The sequence below is a fragment of the Streptomyces sp. NBC_00102 genome (assembly GCF_026343115.1).
In the GTDB taxonomy this organism is placed as follows: Bacteria; Actinomycetota; Actinomycetes; order Streptomycetales; family Streptomycetaceae; genus Streptomyces.
Map to the genome: position 1 here is coordinate 2,035,493 of NZ_JAPEMC010000001.1, position 26,960 is coordinate 2,062,452.

Here is a 26,960-nt window from a genome sequence, read left to right on the forward strand (position 1 = left end):
TCCCACCGATTTGATCGATCATTTTTTACGGTGAGTCTCCCCCTGCCCCTCCCCTGAGCCGGAAATCCAGCGCCGTACAGCGCCTCCCGGCGGAAACCGTGCGGACGGCCTGCCCGATGGCCTTGCGGGAGCCGACCAGGACGACGAGCCGCTTGGCCCGGGTCACGGCGGTGTAGAGGAGGTTGCGCTGGAGCATCATCCAGGCGCTGGTGGTGACGGGGACGACGACGGCCGGGTACTCGCTGCCCTGGGAGCGGTGGATCGTCATCGCGTAGGCGTGGGCAAGCTCGTCCAGCTCGTCGAAGTCGTAGCCGATCTCCTCGTCCTCGTCGGTGCGTACCGTCAGCCGCTGCTCGTCGGTGTCGAGCGAGGTCACGACGCCGACGGTGCCGTTGAACACGCCGTTCTCGCCCTTCTCGTAGTTGTTCCGGATCTGCGTGACCTTGTCGCCGACCCGGAAGACCCGGCCGCCGAACCGCTTCTCCGGCAGCTCGGGGCGGCCCGGCGTGATGACCTGCTGGAGCAGGCCGTTGAGGTGCCCGGCGCCGGCCGGGCCCCGGTGCATCGGGGTGAGCACCTGGATGTCGCGGCGCGGGTCGAGGCCGAACTTCTTCGGGATGCGGCGGGCCGCGACGTCCACGGCGAGCACCCCGGCGTCCTCCGTCTCGTCCTCCACGAAGAGGAAGAAGTCGTCCAGTCCCTGGGTCAGCGGGGGCTGTCCGGAGTTGATCCGGTGGGCGTTGGTGACGACTCCGGACTGCTGGGCCTGGCGGAAGATCCGGGTCAGCCGGACGGCCGGGACGGGTCCGCCCTCGGCGAGCAGGTCCCGCAGCACCTCGCCCGCGCCGACCGAGGGGAGCTGGTCCACGTCGCCGACGAGGAGGAGGTGGGCACCGGGTGCCACCGCCTTCACCAGCTTGTTGGCGAGCAGCAGATCGAGCATGGACGCCTCGTCCACGACGACCAGATCGGCGTCGAGCGGCCGGTCCTTGTCGTAGGCGGCGTCCCCGCCCGGCTTCAGTTCGAGGAGCCGGTGCACGGTGGACGCTTCGGCGCCGGTCAGCTCGGAGAGCCGCTTCGCCGCGCGCCCGGTGGGGGCCGCCAGCACCACCTTCGCCTTCTTCGCGCGGGCCAGCTCCACCACGGACCGTACGGTGAACGACTTCCCGCACCCCGGTCCGCCGGTCAGCACGGCCACCTTCCGGCTCAGCGCGAGCCGTACCGCCGCCTCCTGTTCGGGGGCGAGGGTGGCGCCGGTCCGGCGGGCCAGCCACTCCAGCGCCTTCTCCCAGTCGACGTCCTGGAAAGCGGGCATCCGGTCCTCGGGGGTCCGCAGCAGCCGGCGGACCTGCCCGGCGAGGGAGAGCTCCGCCCGGTGGAAGGGCACCAGGTACACCGCCGTCACGGGCTCCCCGCCCTCCGGGGACGGCACCTTCTCCCGTACGACGCCCTCCGGATCGGCGGCGAGTTCGGCGAGGCACTCGATGACCAGGCCGGTGTCGACCTGGAGCAGCTTCACCCCGTCCGCGATCAGCCGTTCCTCGGGGAGGTAGCAGTGGCCCTGGTCGGAGGACTGGGAGAGGGCGTACTGGAGTCCGGCCCGCACCCGCTCCGGGCTGTCGTGCGGGATGCCGACCGCCTGCGCGATCCGGTCGGCGGTCAGGAAGCCGATGCCCCAGACGTCGGCGGCCAGCCGGTAGGGCTGGTTCTTCACGACGGAGATCGAGGCGTCCTCGTACTTCTTGTAGATCCGCACCGCGATCGAGGTCGAGACGCCGACCGACTGGAGGAAGATCATGACCTCCTTGATCGCCTTCTGCTCCTCCCAGGCGTCGGCGATCTTCTTGGTGCGCTTCGGACCGAGCCCGGGCACCTCCACGAGGCGCTTGGGCTCGTTCTCGATGATGTCGAGGGTGTCGGTGCCGAAGTGGGTGGTGATCCGGTCGGCCATGACCGGGCCGATGCCCTTGATCAGCCCGGAGCCGAGGTAGCGGCGGATGCCCTGGATGGTGGCGGGGAGCACGGTCGTGTAGTTCTCGACGACGAATTGCTTGCCGTACTGCTGGTGGGAGGCCCAGCGGCCCTCCATCCGGAGCGACTCCCCCGGCTGCGCGCCGAGCAGCGAGCCCACCACGGTGAGCAGATCGCCGCCGCGCCCGGTGTCGACTCGGGCGACGGTGTAGCCGTTCTCCTCGTTGGCGTAGGTGATCCGCTCCAGGACCCCTTCGAGGACTGCCAGGTTGGGGGGCGGGGTGGGCGCGTTGGGCATGGATCGACGGTATCGGGTGGCGCCGACACCGCTGTACGGGGAGGAGTCGCGACGGCGGCCCGGCCGGGAGGTGTCCCGGCCGGGCCGCTGTCGTCCGCTTCAGGGGCGGGTCAGGCGGTGGACTCGTCGTCGTGGACGGTGACCCGGGCGTAGTCCTGCCCGATCACCGCTCCGACGGGCACCGACACGTAGATCTTGTAGACCGTGTCGGCTGCGGGCTGGACGGCGGTGTCGTCGGTGACGGGCAGCGGGACCGTCACCGAGGTGGTGCGGGCCGGGAAGGTGATCTTCCGGGCGGAGGTGGTGAGTTGGGTGCCGGTGCCGGCCACGGTCTGGAGGTTGACGGTCACCGGGGTGCGGGAGGAGCGGGAGAGGGTGACCGTGACGGGGGCGGTACCGGCGTTCTCGGTGGTGGAGGTTCCGGCCACGGAGACCTGCGGCAGCTCGCTCGGGCCGCCGCTGCCCGCCCGGACGGACTGGAAGGCCACGTCGGAGAGGTAGACCCCGCCGGCGGTGGCCGGGGCGGTCAGGGTGATGCGGCGGACGTCCGAGAGGTCGATGCCGCGCACCTTCGCCAGCGGCCAGTTCACCGTCTGGAGCCAGGTCTTGGGCAGCAGGGTGCTGGTGCCGGAGGACGGGTAGGCCTTCAGCGCGTCGCTGAGCGAGGAGAGGGCCACGGCGGCGGTGCGGCCGCGTCCGTCGGTGAGCCGGACGGTCAGGTCGGTGTCGGGTCCGTTCTCGTCGACGGCGGCGCGGAAGGCGAGGCTGTCGTAGCGCCGCACGTCACGGGAGCCCTTGGGTACCTCGACCACCGCCTCGGCGGGGGCGCCGGTGCTGTCCGGCCAGGTGAGGTGGAGGAGCGGGGTGGCTTCGACGTTGCCCGCGTAGTTGGCGGGGGTCCAGGACGGGAAGCGGGAGGTGCCGGTGGAGCTGGTGCAGGCGCCGAGGGCGCTGATGGTGGGGCGGCCGGTGAAGCCCGCGCAGTAGGTACCCGTACCGCCGCCGGTGACGGTGACGTGGGACGCCGGGCCGGTCAGCGGGGCGATGTCGGAGCGGCTGCGGCCGGGGGCCTGGGCCTCGCTGTACACGGTGGCTTCGCCGACGGTGGTCGACTTGCCGAGGCTGCCGTCGAAGAGGGGCAGGAAGCGGTCCTGGCCGCCCAGGGTGAGCTGGAAGAAGCCGGACATGATGGCCGTACCGGCTTCGGACTGCTCGGCGGCGGTCAGCCGGGTCGTGGTGGGCGAGGCGCCGCCGCACACGGCGTCGGTGGAGGCGGACCAGTCGTCGCTCGCGGGGGCGACGGCGACGCCGGGGGTCCACTCGGTGTTGAAGAAGTTGTGGTCGGCGCCCATCACCATCAGCGAGGAGCGGAGCACGTCGTCGTCGGCGCCGGTGTAGCGGCTGTCGTCGTAGAAGTGCTGTCCCTGCTGGTTGGAGACGTCTCCGTCGCAGTACGGCAGGACGACGGCCATCGGCACGTCGGGCAGGGTCTCGCGGCCGAAGTCGATGGGGGCGAGCGGGAGTACGGCGTCGATGCCGTACGGGTGGGCGCGGCCCGCGTTGAGCAGGGCGGCCTTGACGACGCCCTCGCCGCCGCGCGAGTGGCCCATGAGGCCGACGCTGGAGAGGTCCAGACGGCCCTTCAGCAGGCGGCTCATGCCGGGTGCGGTGCCCTTGTCGGCGCGGGCGAGCAGGTCGAGGTGGTCGAGGACGAGCTGTCCCCGGGCGAGGGTTCCGGCGTCGTCGGTGAAGGAGGCGTCCTGGGCGTTGATGCCGTCCGCGCTGACCGAGACGACCGCGTACCCCTGGGAGGCGAGGGTCTCGGCGGTGGCGTTGTAGCCGAGGTAGCTGGGGATGGGCCGGTAGCCCTCGGGGCAGGGCCAGGCGGCGTTGTTGGTCTTGGAGGTGTCGGCGTTCCAGCAGGCGGAGTGGCGGCCGTGCAGGAAGAGCACGACGGGGCGTTCGCCCTTGGCGTCGGTCGGTACCCAGACGGCGGCGCGGAGTTCGGCGCTGCGGTCGCTCAGGCCGCCGAGGGTGACGGCGGTGTCGCCGAAGTCGTAGTCGGCGCGGGCCACGTGGTAGCGGCCCTTCGCGGTGGCGGCCTCGGTGAGCGAGGCGGCGGTGGCGGTGGGCTTGCCGTGGCGGCCGGTGCCCCGGGGGGCGTGCCGGGACTCGGTGATCGTGTCGGTGGCGCCGTTCCAGGCGACCCGGACGTCGTCCGGGTGGGCGGCGCGCAGGTCGCTGGTGACCAGGGAGAGGGTGTGTCCGTCGGTGGTCTGCCGGGCGTATCCGAGGGAGGCGCCGTCGACGGCGATCTCGGGGAGCGCGTCGCGGACGGGCAGCGGGTCGTCGAGCTTCAGGGTGACGTGGTAGCCGTCGGCGGAGTGCGTGACCGACCAACTGCGGTCGGCGGCCGACCCGGTGGCGGTGGTGGAGGCCGGCTGCGGCTCCGGGGAGGCCGGGGCGGCGAAGGCGGTACCGGTCGCCGGAAGGGTCAACGCGAGGGCGAGGGCGGCGACGGTGGCCTGCACCGGGCCCGCCGTCCGACGCGGGCCGGGGCGCTCGGAACGGCGCCCGGGACGGGGTATGGACATGCGACGGTTCCTCTCGTGCATGGTCGGCGCCGCCCTGGGAGGGAGGGCGCCTGCTCCGGCTCACCGCCGGCACACACGAAGATCACCACCGCTTTTGATCACTTGAGTGTCGTTTTTGTTTCTCGATGATCAACCAGGCATGTTTACGTGCGATTTACACGAACTGCGGTGGGGGTGAGGGGACTCGGCTCCCGGGAGCCGCGCCGGGGCCTCTTCCGGGGACTCTTCCGGGGACGGCCGCCGGGCACCCACTGCCCCGATCCGCCGCAGGCGGCTCCACCGCCCGAAAATCGGTGGAGCCGTCGGCCCGCACGCCGTTACCGTGCTCCCGCCTCACCCCACTCGCCAACGCCCTTTCAAGGACACGCCGTTGTACACCAAGTGAGACACCCCTGGCGCTGAACCCTCGCGCGTCGCCCCGGTGCGCCGCGCTCCTTTTCGCTGCGGTCTTCCCACGGAAATCGGTGTTCCTCCATGTCCGAGAACCGGGCCCTCGCGCCCACCGCCCACCTGCCGGTCACCCGGCCCACCACCCGGGAGCGGCCACCCGTACCGCGCTCCGAGGTGCTGTGTCCGCCGCTCGGCGTCACCGCCCTCACTACCCTCACCGGCCTGACCGCCTTTGCCGCCCTCCGTCGGCCGGCGGACCCCCTGCGGAGCCGGCGCGCACGGCGCCACGCCACGGGCCGCGACCACACCGGTCGCCCCGCCTGGCAGTCGCCGTACGGTCCGCCGCGGCACCGGGCGCACCGCGGCCGGTGGGCTCCCGTGCCCGGGGTGGCCGATGCCCCGACCGCCGTACGGCACGGGTACCTGTGCGGGCGCTGCGAGTGATCCGGCAGGAGTGATCCGGGTCAGGCCCCAGGCGCCTCGGGGCGCTCCAGGACGATCATGACGGCGTCGTCGTCCAGGTGCCCTCCGACCCACTCCATCAGGTCCTCCCGGAAGCGGCCGAGAAAGGCGTCGGCGTCTTTCTCGGCCCAGCCGGTGATGCGCTCGGCGAGCGGGTAGAAGACGCCGGTGGCGTCGCGTGCTTCGGTGACCCCGTCGGTGTACAGCAGCAGGAGGCTTCCCGGCTCGAACGCGAAGCTGTCGACGTGGTACCTCGGATGCGCCAGCTCGCCCAGGCCGAGCGGGGGCGCGGGGTGGAGGACGCCCATCGTCGTCGGCCGGCCGTCGCGCAGGACGACCGGCGGGGGGTGCCCGCAGGCGACCATCTCGACCCGGCCGCCCTCGTCGGGGATGTCCAGAACGGTGGCGGTGATGAAGGTTTCTCCGTAGCGGCTGCTCTCGCCCGGCTCCATCAGGTCCCAGCACACGCTGCGGTCGAGGTAGCTCACCAGCTCGCCCAGGCTCGCCCGGCGGTGGGCCGCGACGCGGAACGCCCCGAGCAGCAGCGCCGCGTCGTTCACCGCCGTCATCCCCTTGCCGCGCACGTCCCCCACGATCAGCCGGGTCCCGGAGTCGGTGCGCGCCGCCGCGTACAGGTCCCCACCGATCTGGGCCTCCGCCTCCGCCGCCAGATAGAGGCAGGCGACGCGCAGGGGGCCCAGCGCCCTGGGCAGCGGGGGCAGGACCACCCGCTGTGCGGTCTCGGAGACGTACCGCACCTGCGCCAGTTCCTTCGCCCGGCGCTCCCTCAGTACGCAGAAGATCACGAGCATCACACCGACCAGCAACAGGGAGATGGCCTGGGCCTCGTGGTTGGCCGAGAGCAGCTCGCCGGGATCGCGCACCAGCCCGATGACCGTCTGCACGACCACCGCCAGCGCGGCGATCAGCCCCACCGTCCGGGGCCCGGCGAACGAAGCGGTGACCGCGGGGGCCGCGACGAGCAAAGGTCCGAGGTGGATGTCGGACGGCGAGAGGATGTCGACCACCGACACCGCGGCGATCCACAGGACCGGGACGGCGATGAGGAACCGGCCCCGGCCCCCTCGCACCGCCCGGCCTCGCACCTCCCGACGAGGTCCTTCGCGGCGCTGTGACATGACTCCTCTCTACACCGCCCCCCACCTGCACGCACGCGGACACGGGCGGGGACGCCGGGTGCCTTCTGGAGGGGCGGGCTGCCAGGGCCTTTCCTCGACTTCAGCGGCACCCTCGTCAAAACCGGCACCGACTCCCCAGTGGCCCGATGCCTCACCGAGGTTCCGGGCCACCACCCAGATACCTTGCCCGCACGCGTGCTGCCCTGTTCAGCTGTGCCGCATCCAGACGTTGGGCTCTCGGTATACGCCGTGATCGGCGGATCGGTCGACCCGAAGGAGACTCAGTCCTCCGGGAATCACGTAGTCGCCCGACTCCGGAAAAGCCATCCCTGTCCACTGTTCCCACTCGGTGACCGTGCCCGTCATGGTCTGCGAAGCGGGAGCCGCCGCAAGAATCTTGGCACCAAGACGCTGATGGGTCCGTATCCACGGGTCGAGGGCCATCCCGTCCTCGCGGCTCCACCTCATGAAGGTCTCCATGGGTGTCAACGGATACTGGGCCTTCATCGTGGGGCGGACCGGTGCGATGACCTGGGCCAAGCCGGCGTCCTCGGCAGCTCGGCGCAAGGCTTTGAGGGTCTCTCCGGCAAGCCCGCGCCCCTTGAGTGACGGGGTGACGACGGCTCCGCAGATGACCAGGGTGTTGGCTTCGGTTCCCTGCTCGTGCCCTTCGACCGCACGGACAAGCGCTTGGGTATACCCGGTGGGCAGCATCTCGGTCAGACCGTCCCAGTGGATTGGCACACCCCAGCCTGATGCGACCGGCGTCTCGTCCTCATCCACCAGCGTGAGGTCCAGGCCGGCGAACCACGCACCGACCCTTCCTATGTACTCCTTCACCAGCCGGTCGGCGGTGATGAACTCCGGGAAGCCCTCACTGAAGAGCTCCTGCAGCTGCTCATCCGGCCACGTGCGCGCGTCAGTTCGCTCGATCGCCAATGCCATGCCTGTTCATAACACAGAGGTTCGCGGCAGCAGCTGCACCATTTTCATCCCGTCGACAGTGCCGGCAACTGCTGGCACTGGTCCGAGAACCCGCTCCCAGCGGCGGTAGCAGTCCCGAAGAAAACGGCTTGCCTTGGGGATGGCGCTCAGATTGGCTGGGCAGCATGGCCGAACTGCGTACCGATCGCCTCGTGCTCCGTCGATGGCACGACTCCGACCTTGAACCGTGGGCGGCGATGAATGCTGATCCCGAGGTCCGGGAGCACTTGGGCGACCTGCTCACCCGTGAGCAGAGCAATGCCTCCGTGGCGGCGTTCCAGGCCGAGTTCGACCAGCGCGGCTTCGGATGGTGGGCGGTTCAGTTGCGGGCCACGGGCGAGTTCATCGGCTTCGCGGGCCTGGACCCGGTGGATGACGGGATGCCGTTCACGGGGGTGGAGATCGGTTGGAGGCTCGCTCGCTCGGCCTGGGGCCAGGGTTACGCCACCGAGGCCGCCCTGGCCGGCCTGGCCTTCGGCTTCGAAACGCTTGAACTCCCCGAGATCCTTGCGGTGACGACTGCCACCAACCTCCGTTCCCAAGCGGTGATGCGCCGGATCGGCATGACCCGCGACCCGGCTGACGACTTCGACGACCCCACCGCGCCCGAAGGGCCACTGCGTCCGAACGTGCTGTACCGAATCGCGCGTGGTGCGAGGGCCTGACGCTCTCGGCTCGGCCGAGAGGATGGATCTTCCCGAGGGACAAGGTCACCCGGCGCAGCGCCCCCGACTACCGGGGCACTCGCCAGGAGCTCCGTCTGCGGCGGGCGGCGGTGGGCCGACTGTGACGGCGCAACGCAGTCGGCAAAACAGGGTGCTCGTTGGCAAATGAGCCCGCGGTCACCGTGCGGAGCGTCCAAGGCGGTGCTGGTATACACGGCGAAGGGTTCGCTGGGCGCCATCGTGGCTGGGTCCGTGAGAGTAGGCCGGCGTGATGTACGGCCAGGCCAAGGCCCCTCGGATTGTCGAGGAGCCGGTATGCGGGGAGGCCGGGGCGACGAGCAGTCCAGCAGTCCTGAGCCACATCACGTTGGAGAGAGTGGTGAAGGCGAGGCTGGAGCTGCGGGGATTCAGCGTGCGGGAAGTCCGCGCCGGGGGCCTATCTCGATTCGTATGGCCTGGGGCGCACAGGATTCCGTGCACCTGACAAGCGTCTCACCGGTCCGGCTTCGCCTCTAGGGACTGCCGGAAACTCGCACGTCAGCGGCGGAACCGGACGACGTGCTAGGCGGCTGAGGGGCGCACGGCCGGTCGAAACGACCTCCGAGTGGACGCAAAATCTCCGCCGGGTATTCACACGAGCCTCATAACTGCTGGCTGTGCTTCTGTGCGCCCTGGCGGCGGCGTGGCAGGGAACCGACGATGGGCCCCGGTTCAGACAGACCGCCCGTACCTGGCGGCGTACACGGGCCGGGGTCGACCCGGTCTTCTTCGCGCGCCAGGTCTGCCGTTGGCGGCCCTGGGCGCTCCTTGGGAAGGACGTCCATGTTAGGCAGACCCAAAGCGCTGCTTCGCCTGTTGGTACCTGCGTTGCTCGCCGCCGGCGCCCTGGTGCCGCTGTCGGCAGGCACCGCTTCCGCCGTGTCCCCGATCTGCGTGAGCGGCACGTTGCAGTTCGACTACCAGTCCGCCGAGGCGGGCACCGCGAAGCCGACGCTGACCCGGGGCGCCCGTAACGCCTCGGTCGAGCTGTGGGGTCGGGAGCTGGCGACCGAGACCGACCACAAGCTGAACGCCGGCACGCAGCTGACCGGTGCGGCCGACGGTTCGTTCAACCTCTGCTACACCCCCGTCAACACCACTTCTCTGAACCACGTGTTCGTGCGGTTCGCCACCCTCAGCAACCAGGTGTGGCGGGTCACCAACACCAGCGGAACCGTCTACACCCTCGACACGCCGACGCTGACGAACGTATCGGCGAACGTCGCCCTCGGTGCGGTCAACCCGGCCGTTTCGGACCGGGCCTGGCACGCCTTCGACACCATCAACCTGCTCTGGTCGCAACGCGCCAACTCGACCACTCCGTGCTGGACGACCGCCGAGAACAACGCGGCGACCTGCACCACGCTGACGCTGCGCTGGCAGACCGGGTCCAACAGCGGCCCGTACTACGACCTGGGCAACAATATCTACCTGGCCGAGGGCGACCCGGACTCCGAGCACACCGTGCTGCACGAGGCGGGACACTTCTTCCAGCACCGGCTCTACAACAGCACGTTCCCCACCGTCATCAACTGCAACCCGCACTACATCCAGCTGGCGTCGTCCGCCACCTGCGCCTGGACCGAGGGCTTCGGCGACGCGGTGGCCGCCTATCTCCTGGGCGACCAGCGCTATGTGTTCCCGAACGGCGACTCCACCTCGTTCACCCACAGCGCGGGCTGGCAGACCGGCGACCATGTGCAGGGCAACGTGGCTTCCTCGCTGCTCCAGTTGTGGAACCAGGTGGACGGCAGCTGGAACCGCAGCATCGCCACCCTGGCCGCGAACACGCCCTCGACCTTCGCCAACTGGTTCAAGTTCGTCCGACCGGCGGCCGTACCGCCGTTGTCCATCACCGGCGCCGCGCTGACCGCCGTGGACTCTCACGCCATCAATTACGGCCCCACGGTCGTCGGTGACAACGCCTACCACGCGCTCAGCAACGGCGGTGGCGTCGCGCTCCAGCGAGGAACGGGCTGCAGTGTTGCCGTTTCCGGGGTGGCCCAGTTCGCTGCCCTGGACACCACCCGGGCGTCCCAGCGCTGGAAGTTCGTTGCCAACGGCGACGGTACCGTGCGGATCTACGACAGCTGCGCGATCCCGCTCTACCTGACCGCGCCGACCACCGCCGGCGGTCAGATAGCCCTCCAGGCCGTCAGTCTCGGCGCAGCCAACCAGCGCTGGACGGTGACGCAGAACGCGGTCGGTACCTACACCCTGACCAACCCGGCCACCGGCTACGTCCTGGACGGCAACGCCACTGCAGGGCAGGCGGTCACGGCCAACACCGCATCTGCCGGCTTGGCCAGCCAGAACTGGGCGTCGGTTTTCTCCATCTCCTGACCCCGGCCACACCCCGGCCTGCCCCCGGCCCACAGGCGCAGGCTTCACATCCCCGACGGTCACTTGTGCCCGAGAGGGCTTTGCCCGGCCAGGGTGATCGTGCGACCGGCCGTGATCGTCCTGTCGGGCGATCACGGCCGGGCGGGCAGAGCAACGGGGTGGCCGCGCAACCTTTGCGCGTCGAGTTCCTGTGGCGACCGGTAGCAGGCGGGCGGATCTCCGAGCGGACGCACCCGTCGCCGAGGACCGTCCGCCCGTCGGGGTGACCACTGGATCGCGCATCGGGCCTCGTGCAGGGGCTGGGCTGTGCGGCGGCGTCCGCCCCGCGCATTGATCGGTTGGCGCCTCCGGTGTACCCGAAGGCGACGGGATTCCGGGGCCCGGGGAGACGGCAGTGCTTTCCGGCGTCCGGCCCGTACCGCAGGACGCGTACGGGACCTCCTTCTGCCGGGCCACCAACCAGTCACTTACGGACAGCTTTCGTCTGTATGCAGACAGTTGCCGTTCTGTGGTGTCGGCGCCGGCCAGGCAGTCCGGATGATGCTCCTGCCCTCCCCGGGCCGCCGGTACCCGGCGAGTCCAGGACGGGGCAAGGCTGTTGCGGCCCGATTCGTGCCGCGGTGGTGCGCAGCGTGAGGCCGTTCTCCCCGGGAGCGTCCCGGGGGTGCGGTGCCTGATGTTCGAAGCCCGGCCCGGACGTTGCAGCAGACCGCTGCGGGCGGGCTTGCGTGGCCGCACTGCTGCCGGTCTTCCAGGCCCTACCGGGGCCGCCGACGGGTGCGGGTTCTTCGAAGGGAAAGCCCCGTGACAGCTGCACCTGCCCGACCCCGTCGTCCGCTGGCGTCGTGGAGACGTAAGCTGACCGCTGCCCTCGCCGGGAGCGCTCTGGCGGTGAGCGGACTGGTCGCCCTGGCGGCCCCGCCCGCGCAGGCGCTCGCGCCGGCCCCACTCGCGTACGTCACCGACCTGATGGCGAACCAGGTGTCGGTGCTGGACACCGCCACCAACACGGTCGCGGCCACGATCCCGGTCGGCGGCAGCCCGATCGGGGCGGTGGTCTCGCCGGACGCGGCGAGCGTGTACGTCACCAACAACAGCTCCGACTCGGTGTCGGTGATCGACACCGCGACCAACACCGTCTCCGCGACCGTCGCGGTCGGCGCGGGCCCGATCGGGGTAGCCGTCTCCCCCTCCGGGGACAGCCTCTACACCGCCGGCAGCGGCGCCAACACGCTCTCGGTGGTGGACACCGCCACGAACACCGTCACCGCGACCATCCCGGTCGGCAGCCAGCCGTTCGGTGTGGCGCTGACCCCCGACGGTGCGCGCGCCTACGTGTCCAACAACGGCGGCAACACCGTGTCGGTGGTCGACACCGTCACCGCGACATCCGTGGCGACCATCGGCGTCGGACAGAAGCCCAACTTCATCGCGGTAACCCCGGACGGCTCCCGCGCCTACGTCGGCAACCAGAACTCGCACAACGTGTCCGTCATCGACACCACCACCAACACCGTCACCACCACGATCCCGGTCGGCATCGGCCCCTTCGGCCTCACCCTCTCTCCGGACGGCAGCCGCGCCTACGCCAGCAACAACTCCTCCTCCTCGGTGTCGGTGATCGACACCACCACCAACACCGTCACCGCGACCGTGGGCGTCGGCAACGGCCCGTTCCAGAGCGCCGTCACCCCCGACGGCACCCTCGCCTACGTCCCCAACGGCTACGCCGGCACCATGTCGGTCATCGACACCGCCACCAACGCGGTCACCGCGTCCTTCCCCCTCGGGTCCTTCCCGTACTCGGTCACCTTCGCCCCCGCCGTCACCGCGGCACCCACTGCGGACCTGACCGTGGCCGTCGCCGACTCCGCCGACCCCGCCGCCCTCGGCGGCACCTACACCTACACCGCCACCGTGACGAACAACGGGCCCGACGACGCCACCGGCGCCACCGCGACGACGACGCTCTCCGGCGCGGCCCGCACCATCACCTCCGCAACCAGCTCGCAGGGCTCCTGCACGATCACCACCCCCACCGTCACGTGCACCCTGGGGTCACTGGCCGACGGAGCGTCGGCGACGGTCACGATCGCCGTCGAACCGGCCGCGACCGGCAGCATCACCGCCACGACCACCACCAGCGCCGACCAGGACGACCCGACACCCGCGAACAACACGGACGCCGAATCCACCACCGTCAACAACGCCAACGGGTGCACCATCACCGGCACCCCCGGCAACGACACCCTCAACGGCACGAACGCCGACGACGTGATCTGCGGACTGGGCGGCAACGACACGATCGACGGAAGGAACGGCGACGACACCCTCTACGGAGGCTCCGGCGACGACATCATGGGCGGCGGAAACGGCGCAGACACCCTCTACGCCGGGGCCGGGAACGACACCAACTACGGCGAGACGCTCCTCGGCTCGCTGCTCTACCTGTTCGACAACGGCAGCGACCACATCTACGGCGGCCCGGGCAACGACGACCTCGACGGACAGAACGGCAACGACGTCCTCGTCGACACCTCCGGCACCGACACCATGAGCGGCGCCCTCGGCAACGACAACATCAACGTAGCTGACGGAGCCGGCGGCGACACCGCCAACGGCGGCCTCGGCACCGACACCTGCACCGCCGACACCGGCGACACCCTGACCAGCTGCTGACCCCTGCCCCCACCAGGCTGGAGGGCGCCCTCCACGCGCGGGCGCCCTCCAGCCGCTCCAGGGCCAGGACTACGCCAACACGAGCTTCCGAGCATCCGATCACATTCGGTGATCACTGCATGCCAACTAAGCTGCCTCATTCGTGCCAACTACGAGGCGTTACGACAAAGTGAGCTGCTGCGAACCGTGAGAGCCCTTGCCACCTATCCTGCGTCGTCACACCGACCACGCCCCTGGCGCAATGCCCGGGTGCGCTACGGCTCGGGCCGCCCGGCGGCTCTTCTCCCGCCTCTTCCCTCACCGAGAACCGAACGTACGTATGGGGCGTCACTATGCTGCGGAACGAAACCACGCTGTCGCCGACTCCCCCACGGCCCGGCGCAACTCCTTGCCGTAAGGACCCGCCATGCTCGTACGCCGTATTGCCGCCCTGGCCGCCGCGCCCGTCGCCGTACTGCTCCTGACCGCCTGTGGCGGGGACCCGGTGCACGGGACGATCACGGAGAAGGAGTACAAGCGCGGCAGCACCACGTACACCGATGAGGCGGTCACCCGGAGCGAGTGCTCCACGACCACGAAGAACGGCAAGACCAAGAAGTCGTGCCACCAGGTGAAGACCGGGGCCACCAAGCGCGTCGAGCACCACAAGAAGGAGTGCTACCAGATCGAGCTGGACAACGACGCGCACGAGCTGTGCATCTCGAAGAGCAAGTGGGACAAGGTGCGCGTCGGCGACAAGTGGTGATGCGAGGGGCGGTGGTTCACACCGGATCGCGCGTGGCGTCCTCGGCGTCGGCATGGGCATGGGCCTCGGCGGCCTCGATCACCTCGCCGTCCAGAGTGTCCTCCGCGTCTTCGACACCCGTGGCGTCCAGCCTCGCGCCCCGGCTCTCCGCGACGCGTTTGACGTCCCTGAGTGACTCGCTCAGCCGGTTGGCGAGGAACCGGAACTCCGCACCGGTGACCCGCTGGTCCGCCAGCAACGCGGTCGCGTGGCGGAGCAGTTCGTCCGCCATGTCGAGCTGGACGCTCTCGATGTCGTCGGCCATCCGCGAGACGAAACCGGTACCGTCCCCCAGGACGTAGGCCGGCTTGCCCCCCGGTCCGGTCCAGGGCAGCAGCCGGAACGTACCGCCCGCACGATGTACGTCGGTCATGCCGCGACTCCCGTCGTGTGGGCGGGACGGGCGGCAGCCGCGATCCGGTCGGCGCGCAGCTCGTGGGCCACGAGGTACGGGCGGACGAGCGCGGTGTCCTCGCCGCGCAACGGACGTCCGCCGATACTGCGGACGGTGGGGCCGGACGGGTGCGGACGGGGGTACCGAACGGCAGCCGGTGGGGGGCTCACCGGCCGCTTCAGCGAACCGGCGACCCGGCGGACGAGGTCCTTCATCTCTGCGCGTTCTCCTTCTGGTGACGACATCCACGAACGAGTGCGTTACGTGGTGAATCCATCACAGAGTGGGGCCGTCGCTCACTACGCTGCCAGGGGTTCGGGCTTGACAGCCCGTCCGTCAGGAACAGGGGAGCTGGTGGCGCGTGGCTGTGGAGCAAAAGCCTCGGACGTTGAGGGAGAGATACGGGGCGGAACTGCGACTACGGCGGTTGGCCGCCGGCCTGACTCAGGAGGAGTTGGGCGCTCAGCTGCTCTGCTCATCGACTCTGGTCAGCCACTGGGAGGCGGGACGGCGGCTACCGAACCCGGATGATGCACAGCGGATCGACCTTGTCTTAAAGACGGACGGCTTCTTCTTCCGTTGGCTGGAGGATCTGGACCCCAGATTCGCGCAGTACTTCAAAGCGGTAATTGAATTGGAGCGCGAGGCCAGCGAAATCCGCCAGTACGGCGCCCTTCTCATTCCTGGCTTGCTTCAGACCGAGGCTTACGCACTTGCTGTGTACCAGGCGTACCGCCCCAACTACAGCGCCGAGCAACTTGACGAGTACGTTGTCAAACGCATGGAGCGCGGCCAGTTGCTCACCAATTCCTCGTCCCCGGTAGCGTGGACGCTGCTGGACGAAGCGGCCCTCCGGCGTACCACCGGCGGGCCGGGGGTCATGGCAGAGCAGCTGCACAAGGTGGCAGACATGGCCGAGGCCGGCCGCCTGCGTCTGCACGTACTGACTTTCGCCTCAGGTGCCCATGCCCTGCTGCAAAGCATGGTCTATCTGCTGGACTTCGCGGGTGCGAGCCCGGTCGCCTACGTAGAAGGAATCCTCACCGGACATCTGATGGACCAACCGACCGAGGTCGAGGCGTGCCAGAGGGCCTACGTACTTGCGCTGAGCAACGCTGCGTCCTGCCAGGAGTCAGTAGCCCTCGTCAGGAACATCGCAAGGGAGTACGAGCATGCGCACCACGCAGGTCGAGATCGCTGATGACGAAGCGTTCACAGGGTGGCTCAAGTCCGCCTACAGCGGCGGAGGCGAGACCAGCGACTGCCTCGAAGTGGCCAGCGGCTACGCCTCCGTCCCCGTCCGCGACAGCAAGAACGCCACCGGCCCGGTGGTCGTCTTCTCCGCCACGGGCTGGTCGACGTTCCTCGGCGCGGTGAAGAGCGGCAGCCTCGACGCCTGACTCGCCCGCTCCCCCGCACCGCGCCGGGAAACGAGGTGGCTACCCGCACGCAGGCGGGCTGACCCCCGCCGGACAGACGCGGGCGGCCCGCTCGGCAGCGGTGATCACGCGGTCCGACGTCACCTCTGCGTGCGTCACGCAGTACGCCGCACAGCCGCACCCGCCCGTGGGCGCCACACGGTGCGCCATACAGGCATATACACCCAAATTGCTCTAAATTGCCGCCCTATGGAACACGGAAGCGGAATCGGCCGGCGCTCGGTACTCAAGGCAATCCCCTTCGCCGGCTTCGCGGCGGTGCCCGGCAGAGAACCGACCGGACGGCGCACGACGCCGCCCTCGCCGTTTCCGCAACCGACCGTGGCGGCCTCCCGGCTCGTGTGGACCTCGGGATCGCGCGTGCTCGACCACACCCTCGACGTCCGTCTCACGGACATCACGATCCCCGGCCACGGTTCCGTCACCACCCGGACCTACAACGGCGCGGTCCCCGGGCCGACCCTGCGCGTGCGCGCGGGCGACACCCTGCGACTGACGCAGGTCAACGGCCTGCCGCCCAACCCGCCCCACGAGGGCGGCCACAACACGCCGCACAACCCCAACAGTTTCAACCTGCACACCCACGGGATGCACGTCTCCCCGTCCGGGGAGGCCGACAACGTGATGCGGGAGTTCGCCCCGCGTACCGCCGACGAGGCCGCGGCGGATGTCGCGGAACCGCAGTACACGACGACCGTCGAGGTCCCGGCCGACCACCCCGCCGGAACCTACTGGTACCACCCGCACGTGCACGGATCCACCGCCGAGCAGATCGTCGGCGGCATGGCCGGGGTGATCGTCGTCGAAGGGGACGTGGACGAGGTCCCGGAGATCGCGGCGGCCGCCGACGTCGTCGTCTGCATCAACGAGCTCAAGTTCAAGGACGGCAAGGTCCCGGCGTTCACCTCCGGCACCTGGGTGACGGGCATCCGCTCCACCTTCACCGTCAACGGAGCGGTCAACCCCACCCTCACCCTGCGCCCAGGGGAAGTCCAGCGGTGGCGGCTGGTGGCCGCGACCGCGTTCACCGGCCTGCGGCTCACGGTCGCCGGGAGCGACGGCACCATGACGGTGCACCAGATCGCGCAGGACGGTGTCACCTTCGGCGTGCCGGTCGCGCGGGAGATGGTGGAGCTGGACATGGGTAATCGCGCCGACGTCCTGATCCGGGGCGCGCAGCCCGGCACGTACGAACTCCGGGCGGAGAACGTACCCGGGCCGCTGATGACGATCGAGGTGTCGGGCCCGTCCGTCGAACCCGCGATGGAGCTGCCCGCCTTCCTGCCGCCGGGCAGGCCGCCCCTCGACGTGAGCGACATCATCAACCCCGACGCGGACCGGGAGGTCCTCTTCCACTCGGACGCCAGGGTCTTCACCGGGGCGTTCCCCAACGCCTTCCGCATGCTGGGCACCAACGCGACCCCGGCGGCGGACCCGGACGGGAACCTCTCCCGCGATCCGGTCTACGGGCTGTTCGACTCCGAGTACATCAACCACACCCTGCGCCTGGACACCGTCGAACGGTGGACCGTCCGCACCGACGAGACCGTCCATGCGTTCAACCACCCGTTCCACCTCCACACCAACCAGGTCCTGCTCACCCACCGGAACGGCGAACGGCTGGACCCGCCCGTCTGGCACGACACCATCGGCATCCCCGGCGGCACGCCCGGCCAGTCCATCACCTTCCTCGTCAAGTACCAGGACTTCACGGGCCGCTCCATGGCCCACTGCCACCATCTCCAGCACGAGGACCTGGGGATGATGCAGACCGTCGACTACGTCGAGAGCTGAGACCCCGCCCACCCGTCGGTGTTGGAGTAGGACTCGAAGGAATAGCGCGTGCGGCGGTCCCATTCCTCCCCCGTGAGGCGCCGGTAGGCCCGGTCCGGTGTGTAAAGGAGACTTTCGGCCCAGATCAGGTCGACGGCGTACGGGGTGAAGGCCGCAGGAACTTCCAGCACACGGTCGAATGCGGTGCGGCCCGCGGCGACAACCGCCGCGCGGGTGTAGAGAAAGGCATCTCCGCTCAGCTCGCGTCCGTACTCCTCACGGTCCAGTCGGTAGAGCGCCCAGGACAGTTGTTCGGCGAAGCCGACGACGAGCGGCAACGCGGACCGGGCGAGCCGCTCGGTGAGGTGGTCCGAGAGGAGCTCGGCGTCCGGGTCGGGTTCCACCGACGAGCAGGCCTCGATCAGTTGCCAGAAGGCGTCTTCGTCCATGCCGCCGAGTCTGCCGCGGGGGTCTGACATCACTCCCCCGGCTGGAAGCGGCCCCCGCCGCCGGCGATCGCCCGGCAGGCGGCCTCCCGTACCTCGGCGTCCGGATCGGCCGTCAGCTCCAGCAGGGCCGCGCGGACACCGTCCGCAAAGGCCCGCGACCGGTCGAACCCGGAGGCCACCGCGCGCCGGACCCCGGCGCAGGAGTGACGGGCCTGGGCCAGGAGTGCCGCGTCGACGCGCGGCTCGTCGTGCTCGGCGACGCCCGCCAGTACCTCCTGGAGCACCGCGTGGTCCTGCTCCCGGGTGGACCAGTCGAGGAAGATCTCCAAAGCGGGGGCGGCGAACGGGTCCTCGTCGGTGGGGTCGAAGAGATGGGTCAGCCGCAGGACTTCGGCACCGAACAACCGCAGGAGCGGGTCGGGGTGGGTGCGCAGCGCCTCGGCGGCCCTCCAGGTCTCCTGGTCGCGGCGTTCGGCGAGGGCGATCGTGACGCTCGCCCACACGGCGTGCTCCTGGTCGGGGAAGGCCGCCGCGCGCTCCCTCATCTCCTCGAAGGGGACGCGGAGCCGGGTGCGGGGCCGGAGGGCCTTCTCCAGGTGGATGAGGATTCCGGCGTGCCCTTCCCGTACGGTCGCTCCGCCGAGAGCGAGCTCGTCCACCCAGGAGAACTCGTCCTCGTCGACCCGGGTCCGGGCGACGGTGCCCTCGGCTCCGGTGCGGCGCCGCAGTTCGCTCTCGGCCCCGGACTCGTACCAGTGCAGGGCGAGGTCCCGCATCTCCAGCAGTTCGGGGGTCGGGAAGTGCGGCCAGGTGTCGTGCTCCAGCAGGGCATGGACCAGGGCGGGTGAGCCGGAGTCGACGGCCCGCCGCAGCGGCCGCACACCGTCCGGAGCGCACTGCCGGAGGTCGGCACCGTGCTTCTTGAGCAGGGTGACGACCGCCGGGGACCAGGTGTCGATCGCGAGGCGGAGGGCGGGTGTTCCGTGGGCGTCGCGGACGTCGGGGTCCCCCTCCTCGGCGAGGAGGTTGCGCACCGCGTCGACGTCCCCGGCCCGGATCGCGGTGATCAGCGGAGCCTCCACAGCATCCTCTCCTGCTGTTCCGAGGGACCGGAGGAGGGCGGCACGGTTGGGGACGCGCCTCGCCGATCGTGGACGGCGACGCCGTGCTCGACGCGGTGGCGCGGCTGCCCGTCAACACCCTTGACCGCCCCCGCCCCCGCCCCGGCGGGGGCGGTCGGCTGGTTCAGGACGCGTTCGCGACGCGTCGGCCGGACGTCTGCTGGCGTGTGCGGTCCACGATGTCCACCACGGTGAGTGGCGCCTTGGGGTTCGCGATCCAGCCCTCCTCGCTGGAGCTGCCCTTGGAGAGGTACTTCGCGGCGATGTAGACGACGACCAGTGCGTTGCGGAAGCTGAAGCCCTCGGCCACCCCCGTGTTCGTGGTGAACTCCGGCAGCTGGCCGCCGTGTCCCACCTGGGATCGGCTGCTCGCGCTGCTCGGTGCGCCGACACTCGGGTCGGCCGTCCTGCCCCCCGCGCTTCCCTTGCTCGCCATGCTGTTGGCGGTGGCCAGGCCGGTGCCGCGCCAGAGGTAGACCCCGTGCTCGGATCCCTCCGCGACCATGCTCGCCACGGTCGCGTAGTCCGTGGGAGGAGTCACCTGCTGGATCAACGAGTCGAGGTTGTCGTCGTCGGAGTCGTAGTTGTCGCTGTCCGGGTCGCGCTCCGTCTTCGAGGTCGTGTAGCGGGCCCGTTGCACGGATGTCTCCGCGCCGGACGACCTGCCCGTCTCCTCCGACTTCGCCCGCTGCACAGCCGGGACGGCCTGCTCCATGACCCGTGAGGCGTTGGCCTCGGCTGCTTTCTCGAAGCGGTCGCTCGGATCGCTGACCTTGAGGCCGTCACCTCCGGCAGTTCCGTCGACCGGGCCCGAGCGCTGCTGGATCACGTGGGTGAGTTCATGGGCCAGTGTGTGATCGTCACCGCCGCCCTTGCCTATGACGACATGGTTGCCGGAGGTCCAGGCCCGGGCGCCGAGTTCGGTGGTCGAACGCTGGGCCACGGCGTCGGTGTGCACCTTGACGTCGGAGAAGTCGGCCCCCAGCCGGGCTTCCATCTCCATACGCTTGGCGGATTCGAGCGGGCGGCCGGCCGAACGCAGGACCTCTTCGGCGGCGGAACGCTGTACCGGCCGATGTCCGCAGCCCTCGCCGTGCTGGTGCTCCTCCTCGGCTCGCTGAGCGGCCAGCAACTGCACCACGGCGGCGTTGCCGATACTGCGCTGCAGAGCCATCAGATTCGCGGACGGACCGGTCGCCGCTGTGGTCCGGGACGGCACCGGCTTCAGTGGCGTCCGCGCCGGAGACTGGGGGGACGTGCGGGCCTTGTCGTCGTGGCGCATCGGTGAGGACCTCTCCTTGGCTTGCCGCGAACTCCACCATGCCCGACCGTAGCGTGAAACCGTCCCGCGCGAATGCTGCTTCCCAGCGCAACGACCTTGCCCTCACGGGCAGCCGCCGTTGCCCGTGGATTCACTCAACTCGCCACCTGGCGTGCTCAGTCACGGTGATCGGGGTGGCAAGCGCGGCTCGCGCACCCTCACGCCCGCGCCAGGAAGTTCGCCCGTAGCTCCGGGTCCCGCAGCAGCGCCAAGGTCTCCTCCTCGCCGTCGAAGAGCAGGTCGGCGGCGGGGTGTGCGGACTGGTGGAACATCGCGGCCAGTACGTCGGCGAGCGGGCGGTCCCAGGCGACGCGGGCGACCTCGTCGGCCTTGGTGTGCTGGCCCCGGTCGGTGGCTATGCGCCAGAGTTCGACGGACTGCTTGGCGGTGGCGTAGGCCGTACGGCGCCCGGCGACGAGGACCCCGCGCCGGTTGAGGCCGAACACGTCTATGCAGGCGTCGCCCTGAGCGCTGAGCCCCCGGTACGTACAGAGCGGCAGCACGAGGCGCAGGTGGTTGAGGGGGTCGTCGAGGGTGGGGTCCAGGAGGAGTGCGCGGCCGGTGGCCGCGTCGCGCGGGAAGAGGTTGCGCTTCTGGTTGCTGTTGCAGTAGGAGCAGGCCAGCAGGTAGTTGGTCCAATCGAAGGTGCGCAGCGGCGCCTGGCTCTTCGGCTCGAAGTGGTCGATGTCGGTGCCCTGGCTGTCGCCGCAGTACATGCAGCGCTGGTGGCCGGGGGCCATGTCGGTGAGGGCGGCGAGGACGCCGGGGCGTATCCGTCTGCGGACGGCGAAGCGGCCCCAGAGGCCGATGGCGGTCACTCTGCGGTCGGAGGCCGCGGTGTCCGCTATCTGCCGGGTGTACGTGGCTAAGTGTTCCTGGGTTTCCAGGGGCAGTTCGGGGCGGGTCAGCCGGATCACTTCGCCTCGCCGGCCTCTCCGGCCTCGCCACCCGTGTACGCGTCGGGGGCGTCCTGGACCTGGTCGGCGATCCGGTGGAGCCGGGCGGAGACCTCGTGGGCGCGGGCGGTCGGGGAGCTGGAGAGCAGGCTCTTGAGCTCCTTGTACCGGGCGACGGTCTCGGGCGAGGTGTCGCCCTCGTACACCTTGGACTCCAGGGCGACGAACTCCGCGCGGGCGTACTCGGCGCGTTCCGAGTACGGGGTGTCCAGGCCGAAGAGGTCGGAGAGGACCGCGTCGTCGCCGCTGCCGTAGACGACGCGTTCGTACAGGTCCTCGGGGACGACCTCGGGGGCGGCGCCCTCGTCCACGCCGGGCAGGCGGATCAGGCCCCCGGGGTCGGCGGCCTGGCAGATGTAGGGGCTGTGGGTGGTGACGATGAACTGGATGTTGGGGAAGTGCGTGGTCAGCCAGGGGCCGATGCGGCGCTGCCAGGAGACGTGGAGGTGGGCGTCGATCTCGTCGATGATCACGACCCCGGGGACCTGGAGCGGGCTCGGGCCCTCGCCTTCGCCGCCCCGGCCCAGCGCGTGGTCCCCGAAGGCGTCGTGGATCTGCTTCAGCAGGTCGACGACGAGCGCGGCCACCGTACGGAACCCGTCGCTCATCTCCCGCAGCGGGAAGCGGTGGCCGCCCCGGGTGACCCAGAGTCCCTCGGAGTCGACGTCCTTGATGCGGTAGCCGTCCGGCAGGAGTCCGTCGCCGAGTACGGAGAGGGCGGCCTCCTTGAGGGCGAGCGCGCCCTCCCGGCCTTCGAGGGCGCGCAGATGCTGTTCGATCAGCCAGGCGACGCCCTCCGCCAGCGAGGCGTCCTCGTGGAAGAGGCTCGCCTGCCGGGCGACAGGACCCGAGGCCAGCATCAGGCGCTGTACGTCGCCGGAGCCGCCTGCCATCCGCCGGAACGGCCCGTACGCGGCGCAGAACCAGCCCACCGGGTTGTCGGCCCACGGCCCGCGCTGGGCGGCGCTGGCGCTCTGGGTACGGGAGTTGCTCCGGATCTCGCCGAGTGCGGGCTGTGCGCTCTTGCGGCCGGCCGCCGACTCGCCCGGGGGCGTCCAGCGCAGGCCCGTACCGAACTTGTTCTGGGTGCGGCCGGAGGCGGTGAACTTGTCGAAGTCCTTGTCGCGGATGATCTCCGCCGAGGCGCTGCCCGATTCGGCGCCGCGGGTGACCCAGTTCTCGAAGCCCTGGACCAGTCCGCGGGCGGCCACCGGACCGCTCAGCGCGAGCGCCAGGGCGCGCAGGAGGGTGGTCTTCCCGGCGCCGTTGCGGCCGGCGAGGACCGTCCAGCCCGCGTGGGAGCCGTCCGGGCGGGTCAGGGTCAGGTCGACTTTGCGCGGTCCGTCGAACGACTTGATGTTCTCGATGGTGACGCGGGAGACGTACATGGCTGCTGACGGTTCCTTCCGGGGCGGGAGAGGCCGGGTGTCGGGAAGTCCGTGTCGGGAAGTCCGTGTCAGGCGAGGAGGGGCCGGCGCGGGTGGAGTCGGAGGGGCGGGCCCTGGTGGACCGGGGCGGCCTCGTCGCGGTCGCGGTGCGGACGGAAGGGGTGCGGGCGGGCGCGCACGGACGCGGTGGGGCCGATGTCTGAGTTTACGAGGCACGGAGTGCGGCGGCGTAGCCATCGGCGGATCCGAATATCGCCGAACGCGGCCGGCCTCGCGCCGGAACCGGAAGCGGAACCGCCCCGCCCCGCCCCCGGAAAAGCAGAACCGCCCCGCCCCCCGGAAAAGCGAAACGGGCCCGGCCTCGCGGCCGGACCCCTCTCGCTTTCCCCCCGTCGGGCCTTCCCGTTCCCCCCGGACCCCTCCCCCGGAAGTCCCGACGCAGAGTGTGACCGGGCAAGGGTGCCAAGGGTTGTACGCCTTGACCATTCCTTTACCTTGGTTCCCGAAAGCGCTCCCATCAGGCGGTTTCCCGTCGCCTCCGGACCCCTTGGGCGCCTCTCAGCAGGCGTGCTCCAGGAAGCGGGCCGCCACCTCGGCGAGGACCTCGCCGCCGTCGCGGGCCCAGAGACCCTCGTTGAAGATCTCCACCTCGATCGGGCCGTCGAAGCCCGTCGCCTCCACCAGGGTGCGCAGGGCGCGGAAGTCCACACTCCCGTCACCGAGCTGACCCCGGCCCAGCAGGACGCCCTCGGGGAGCGGGGTGATCCAGTCGGCCAACTGGAAGGAGTGGATACGGCCTCCGGCACCGGCGCGGGCGATCTGCGCGGCCACCTGGTCGTCCCACCAGACGTGGTACGCGTCGACCACCACGCCGACCTGCTCGGCCGGGAAGCGTTCGGCGAGGTCCAGCGCCTGGGACAGGGTCGAGACCACGCACCGGTCGGACGCGAACATCGGGTGCAGCGGCTCGATGGCGAGGCGGATGCCACGCTCGGCCGCGTAGGGGGCCAGCTCCGCGAGGGCGTCGGCGATGCGTTCGCGGGCGCCGAACAGGTCCTTGCTGCCCTCGGGCAGCCCGCCGGAGACGAGGACCAGGGTGTCGGTGGAGACGCCCGCCGCCTCGTCGATCGCGGCGCGGTTGTCGTCCAGGGCGCGGGCCCGCTCGGCGGGGTCGACCGCCGTGAGGAAGCCGCCCCGGCAGAGGCTGGTGACGGTGAGGCCCGCGTCGGCGAAGAGCCGCCCGGCGCGCTCGACGCCGTACTTCTGGACCGGTTCGCGCCAGAGGCCGACCTGGCCGACGCCCGCCTTCGTACAGCCCTCGGCGAGCTCTTCCAGGGACCACTGCCTGATGGTCTCCTGGTTGATGGAGAACCGGGACAGGTCCTTGCCGGCGGGGGTCATCGGGTTCCTCCCTGGACGGTCAGCAGTGCCCGCATCCGGCTCTCGGCCAGCTCAGGGTCCGGGAACAGGCCGAGCCGGTCGGCGAGTTCGTACGCCTTCGCCAGGTGCGGCAGCGAACGGGCCGACTGGAGGCCGCCGACCATCGTGAAGTGGTCCTGGTGCCCGGCCAGCCAGGCGAGGAAGACCACGCCCGTCTTGTAGAAGCGGGTGGGCGCCTGGAAGAGGTGGCGGGAGAGCTCGACCGTCGGGTCCAGCAGGTCCCGGAAGCCTTGGGTGTCACCGGTGTCCAGGACCCGTACGGCGTGCGCGGCGAGCGGGCCGAGCGGGTCGAAGATGCCGAGCAGCGCGTGGCTGAAGCCGCGTTCGTCGCCCGCGATGAGCTCGGGGTAGTTGAAGTCGTCGCCGGTGTAGCAGCGGACACCGCTGGGCAGCCTGCGGCGCACGTCGATCTCGCGGGCCGCGTCGAGCAGCGAGATCTTGATGCCGTCGACCTTGTCCGGATGCTCGGCGATGATCTTGAGGAAGGTGTCGGTGGCCGCGTCCAGGTCGGACGAGCCCCAGTACCCCTCAAGAGCCGGGTCGAACATCGGGCCCAGCCAGTGCAGGACGACCGGTTCGGTGGCCTGGCGCAGCAGGTGGGCGTACGTCTCCGCGTACTCCTCGGGGCCCTCGGCCACGGCGGCGAGCGCGCGGGAGGCCATCAGGATGGCCTGGGCGCCGCTCTCCTCGACGAGGGCGAGCTGCTCCTCGTAGGCGGCGCGCACCTCGGCGAGGGTGGCCGGGCCGGTGAGCTGGTCGGTGCCGACCCCGCAGGCGATCCGGCCGCCGACGGCCTTGGCCTCGGCGGCGGAGCGGCGGATCAGTTCGGCGCCGCCGGCCCAGTCCAGGCCCATGCCGCGCTGGGCGGTGTCCATCGCCTCGGCGACCCCGAGCCCGTGCGACCAGAGGTGGCGGCGGAAGGCGAGGGTGGCGTCCCAGTCGATCGCGGCGGGCCCGTCCGGGCTGACGTCGACATACGGGTCGGCGACGACGTGGGCGGCGGAGAAGACCGTGCGCGAGGCGAGCGGGGAGCCGCCGGGGGCCAGGTCCAGGGGGGTGGTGCGGGGCTCGTACGCCCCGTGCGGGAGGTGGATCGTCACAGCGTCAGCTCCGGCACGTCGAAGCGGCGGCCCTCGGCGGCCGACTTCAGGCCCAGCTCGGCGAGCTGCACGCCCCGGGCACCGGCCATCAGGTCCCAGGAGTACGCCTCGTCGAGGACGACGTGGCGCAGGAAGAGCTCCCACTGCGCCTTGAAGCCGTTGTCGAAGGTGTCGTTGTCGGGGACCTCCTGCCACTGGTCCCGGAAGGACTCGGTGACGGGGAGGTCGGGGTTCCAGACCGGCTTCGGGGTGGCCGAACGGTGCTGGACGCGGCAGTTGCGCAGGCCCGCGACGGCGGAGCCGTGGGTGCCGTCGACCTGGAACTCGACCAGCTCGTCGCGGTTGACGCGCACGGTCCAGGAGGAGTTGATCTGGGCGACGGCGCCGCCCTCCAGCTGGAAGATGCCGTACGCGGCGTCGTCGGCGGTCGCGGCGTAGGGCTTGCCCTGCTCGTCCCAGCGCTGCGGGATGTGCGTCTGGACGTGCGCCTGCACGGTGGTGACCTTGCCGAAGAGCTCGTGGAGGACGTACTCCCAGTGCGGGAACATGTCCACGACGATGCCGCCGCCGTCCTCGGAGCGGTAGTTCCAGGAGGGGCGCTGCGCCTCCTGCCAGTCACCCTCGAAGACCCAGTAACCGAACTCGCCGCGCACGGAGAGGATCTCGCCGAAGAAGCCGCCGTCGATGAGGCGCTTCAGCTTGAGCAGGCCCGGCAGGAAGATCTTGTCCTGGACCACGCCGTGCTTGATGCCGGCGTCGCGGGCGAGGCGGGCGAGGTCGAGGGCGCCTTCCACGTCGGTGGCGGTGGGCTTCTCGGTGTAGATGTGCTTGCCGGCGGCGACGGCCTTCTTGATCGCCTCGACGCGCGCCTGGGTGACCTGGGCGTCGAAGTAGATGTCGATGGTCTCGTCGGCGAGGACGGCGTCCAGGTCGGTCGACCACTCGGTGAGGCCGTGCCGGGCGGCCAGCTCCTCCAGCGCGTGGGCGCGGCGGCCGACGAGGACGGGTTCGGGCCACAGCACGTCGCCGTCGCCGAGGTCGAGGCCGCCCTGCTCGCGGATCGCGAGGATCGAGCGCACCAGGTGCTGCCGGTATCCCATACGACCCGTCACGCCGTTCATGGCGATGCGCACAGTCCTGCGAGTCACGAAAGTTCCCTCCATCGGCCGTAGCAAGCGCTTTCTATCGTGTATGAAGCTAGCCTGCCGACAGCGACCCGGACAAGAGGGGC

General features: G+C 70.5%; 23 protein-coding genes. 9 read left to right on the forward strand and 14 right to left on the reverse strand.

Annotated features, from left to right (window positions below):
• Positions 1-25: 25 nt before the first annotated feature.
• Complete coding sequence (locus OHA55_RS08985) at positions 26-2,269, reverse strand: ATP-dependent RecD-like DNA helicase (RefSeq protein WP_266704497.1); 2,244 nt, start codon at positions 2,267-2,269, stop codon at positions 26-28.
• 110 nt (positions 2,270-2,379) lie between these two features.
• A complete protein-coding gene (locus OHA55_RS08990) occupies positions 2,380-4,863 on the reverse strand; it encodes a hypothetical protein (RefSeq protein ID WP_266704499.1) in 2,484 nt (827 codons plus the stop codon).
• A 474-nt stretch (positions 4,864-5,337) separates the two neighbouring features.
• On the opposite strand from OHA55_RS08990, the gene OHA55_RS08995 reads away from it, so the two are divergent.
• Positions 5,338-5,697, forward strand: a complete 360-nt coding sequence (locus OHA55_RS08995; RefSeq protein ID WP_266704501.1) for a hypothetical protein — start codon at positions 5,338-5,340, stop codon at positions 5,695-5,697.
• A 20-nt stretch (positions 5,698-5,717) separates the two neighbouring features.
• Here OHA55_RS08995 and OHA55_RS09000 read toward each other — a convergent pair whose 3' ends face one another.
• The gene (locus OHA55_RS09000) at positions 5,718-6,854 is read right to left on the reverse strand and encodes a PP2C family protein-serine/threonine phosphatase (RefSeq protein WP_266704503.1); all 1,137 of its coding nucleotides are present in this window, start codon (positions 6,852-6,854) and stop codon (positions 5,718-5,720) included.
• 207 nt (positions 6,855-7,061) lie between these two features.
• The gene (locus OHA55_RS09005; RefSeq protein WP_266704505.1) at positions 7,062-7,799 is read right to left on the reverse strand and encodes a hypothetical protein; all 738 of its coding nucleotides are present in this window, start codon (positions 7,797-7,799) and stop codon (positions 7,062-7,064) included.
• A 164-nt stretch (positions 7,800-7,963) separates the two neighbouring features.
• On the opposite strand from OHA55_RS09005, the gene OHA55_RS09010 reads away from it, so the two are divergent.
• From OHA55_RS09010 to OHA55_RS09025, 4 genes are all read left to right on the forward strand, one after another.
• On the forward strand, positions 7,964-8,503 hold the full coding sequence (locus OHA55_RS09010) for a GNAT family N-acetyltransferase (protein ID WP_266704507.1): 540 nt from the start codon (positions 7,964-7,966) through the stop codon (positions 8,501-8,503).
• Positions 8,504-9,325: 822 nt separating this feature from the next.
• A complete protein-coding gene (locus OHA55_RS09015; RefSeq protein WP_266704509.1) occupies positions 9,326-10,885 on the forward strand; it encodes an RICIN domain-containing protein in 1,560 nt (519 codons plus the stop codon).
• A gap of 804 nt (positions 10,886-11,689) precedes the next feature.
• On the forward strand, positions 11,690-13,564 hold the full coding sequence (locus tag OHA55_RS09020) for a beta-propeller fold lactonase family protein (protein ID WP_266704511.1): 1,875 nt from the start codon (positions 11,690-11,692) through the stop codon (positions 13,562-13,564).
• A gap of 406 nt (positions 13,565-13,970) precedes the next feature.
• The gene (locus OHA55_RS09025; protein WP_266704513.1) at positions 13,971-14,309 is read left to right on the forward strand and encodes a hypothetical protein; all 339 of its coding nucleotides are present in this window, start codon (positions 13,971-13,973) and stop codon (positions 14,307-14,309) included.
• Between the two features lie 16 nt (positions 14,310-14,325).
• On the opposite strand, the gene OHA55_RS09030 is transcribed toward OHA55_RS09025, so the two are convergent.
• Positions 14,326-14,721: a hypothetical protein gene (locus tag OHA55_RS09030; protein WP_266704515.1), complete on the reverse strand. Its 396-nt coding sequence runs from the start codon at positions 14,719-14,721 to the stop codon at positions 14,326-14,328.
• Positions 14,718-14,957 (reverse strand): hypothetical protein, encoded by a 240-nt coding sequence (locus OHA55_RS09035; RefSeq protein WP_266704517.1) that lies wholly within the window; start codon positions 14,955-14,957, stop codon positions 14,718-14,720. Before OHA55_RS09035 ends, OHA55_RS09030 begins: the two co-directional genes overlap by 4 nt.
• 146 nt (positions 14,958-15,103) lie before the next feature.
• On the opposite strand from OHA55_RS09035, the gene OHA55_RS09040 reads away from it, so the two are divergent.
• The 3 genes from OHA55_RS09040 to OHA55_RS09050 all read left to right on the forward strand — a co-directional run bounded on the left by OHA55_RS09040 (position 15,104) and on the right by OHA55_RS09050 (position 17,975).
• Positions 15,104-15,943, forward strand: coding sequence for a helix-turn-helix transcriptional regulator (locus OHA55_RS09040; RefSeq protein ID WP_266704519.1), 840 nt, complete (start codon positions 15,104-15,106; stop codon positions 15,941-15,943).
• The gene (locus OHA55_RS09045) at positions 15,915-16,142 is read left to right on the forward strand and encodes a DUF397 domain-containing protein (protein WP_266704521.1); all 228 of its coding nucleotides are present in this window, start codon (positions 15,915-15,917) and stop codon (positions 16,140-16,142) included. The genes OHA55_RS09040 and OHA55_RS09045 overlap by 29 nt, the downstream gene beginning before the upstream one ends.
• A gap of 399 nt (positions 16,143-16,541) precedes the next feature.
• Complete coding sequence (locus tag OHA55_RS09050) at positions 16,542-17,975, forward strand: multicopper oxidase family protein (protein ID WP_266704523.1); 1,434 nt, start codon at positions 16,542-16,544, stop codon at positions 17,973-17,975.
• Here the strand turns inward: OHA55_RS09050 and OHA55_RS09055 are convergent.
• The 5 genes from OHA55_RS09055 to OHA55_RS09075 form a co-directional block, all read right to left on the reverse strand.
• The gene (locus OHA55_RS09055) at positions 17,960-18,403 is read right to left on the reverse strand and encodes a DUF4240 domain-containing protein (RefSeq protein ID WP_266704525.1); all 444 of its coding nucleotides are present in this window, start codon (positions 18,401-18,403) and stop codon (positions 17,960-17,962) included. The two genes, OHA55_RS09050 and OHA55_RS09055, sit on opposite strands and share 16 nt — an antisense overlap.
• Before the next feature lie 29 nt (positions 18,404-18,432).
• Positions 18,433-19,485, reverse strand: a complete 1,053-nt coding sequence (locus tag OHA55_RS09060) for an ankyrin repeat domain-containing protein (protein WP_266704527.1) — start codon at positions 19,483-19,485, stop codon at positions 18,433-18,435.
• Positions 19,486-19,648: 163 nt separating this feature from the next.
• Positions 19,649-20,806 (reverse strand): DUF4765 family protein, encoded by a 1,158-nt coding sequence (locus OHA55_RS09065; RefSeq protein WP_323180381.1) that lies wholly within the window; start codon positions 20,804-20,806, stop codon positions 19,649-19,651.
• 197 nt (positions 20,807-21,003) lie between these two features.
• On the reverse strand, positions 21,004-21,762 hold the full coding sequence (locus tag OHA55_RS09070) for an HNH endonuclease (protein ID WP_266704529.1): 759 nt from the start codon (positions 21,760-21,762) through the stop codon (positions 21,004-21,006).
• Positions 21,759-23,189 carry an AAA family ATPase gene (locus OHA55_RS09075; RefSeq protein WP_266704531.1) on the reverse strand — a complete coding sequence of 477 codons (1,431 nt, stop codon included), beginning with the start codon at positions 23,187-23,189 and terminating at the stop codon, positions 21,759-21,761. Before OHA55_RS09075 ends, OHA55_RS09070 begins: the two co-directional genes overlap by 4 nt.
• Before the next feature lie 65 nt (positions 23,190-23,254).
• On the opposite strand from OHA55_RS09075, the gene OHA55_RS09080 reads away from it, so the two are divergent.
• On the forward strand, positions 23,255-23,392 hold the full coding sequence (locus OHA55_RS09080) for a hypothetical protein (RefSeq protein WP_266704533.1): 138 nt from the start codon (positions 23,255-23,257) through the stop codon (positions 23,390-23,392).
• 355 nt (positions 23,393-23,747) lie between these two features.
• Here the strand turns inward: OHA55_RS09080 and OHA55_RS09085 are convergent, their stop codons facing one another.
• Genes OHA55_RS09085 through OHA55_RS09095 form a run of 3 tightly spaced genes read right to left on the reverse strand, consistent with a single transcriptional unit; the run spans position 23,748 to position 26,877 of the window.
• Positions 23,748-24,590, reverse strand: a complete 843-nt coding sequence (locus OHA55_RS09085; RefSeq protein ID WP_266704535.1) for a sugar phosphate isomerase/epimerase — start codon at positions 24,588-24,590, stop codon at positions 23,748-23,750.
• Positions 24,587-25,729, reverse strand: coding sequence for a dihydrodipicolinate synthase family protein (locus OHA55_RS09090; protein ID WP_266704537.1), 1,143 nt, complete (start codon positions 25,727-25,729; stop codon positions 24,587-24,589). Before OHA55_RS09090 ends, OHA55_RS09085 begins: the two co-directional genes overlap by 4 nt.
• Positions 25,726-26,877, reverse strand: coding sequence for a Gfo/Idh/MocA family protein (locus OHA55_RS09095; protein ID WP_266704539.1), 1,152 nt, complete (start codon positions 26,875-26,877; stop codon positions 25,726-25,728). Before OHA55_RS09095 ends, OHA55_RS09090 begins: the two co-directional genes overlap by 4 nt.
• Positions 26,878-26,960 lie beyond the last annotated feature (83 nt).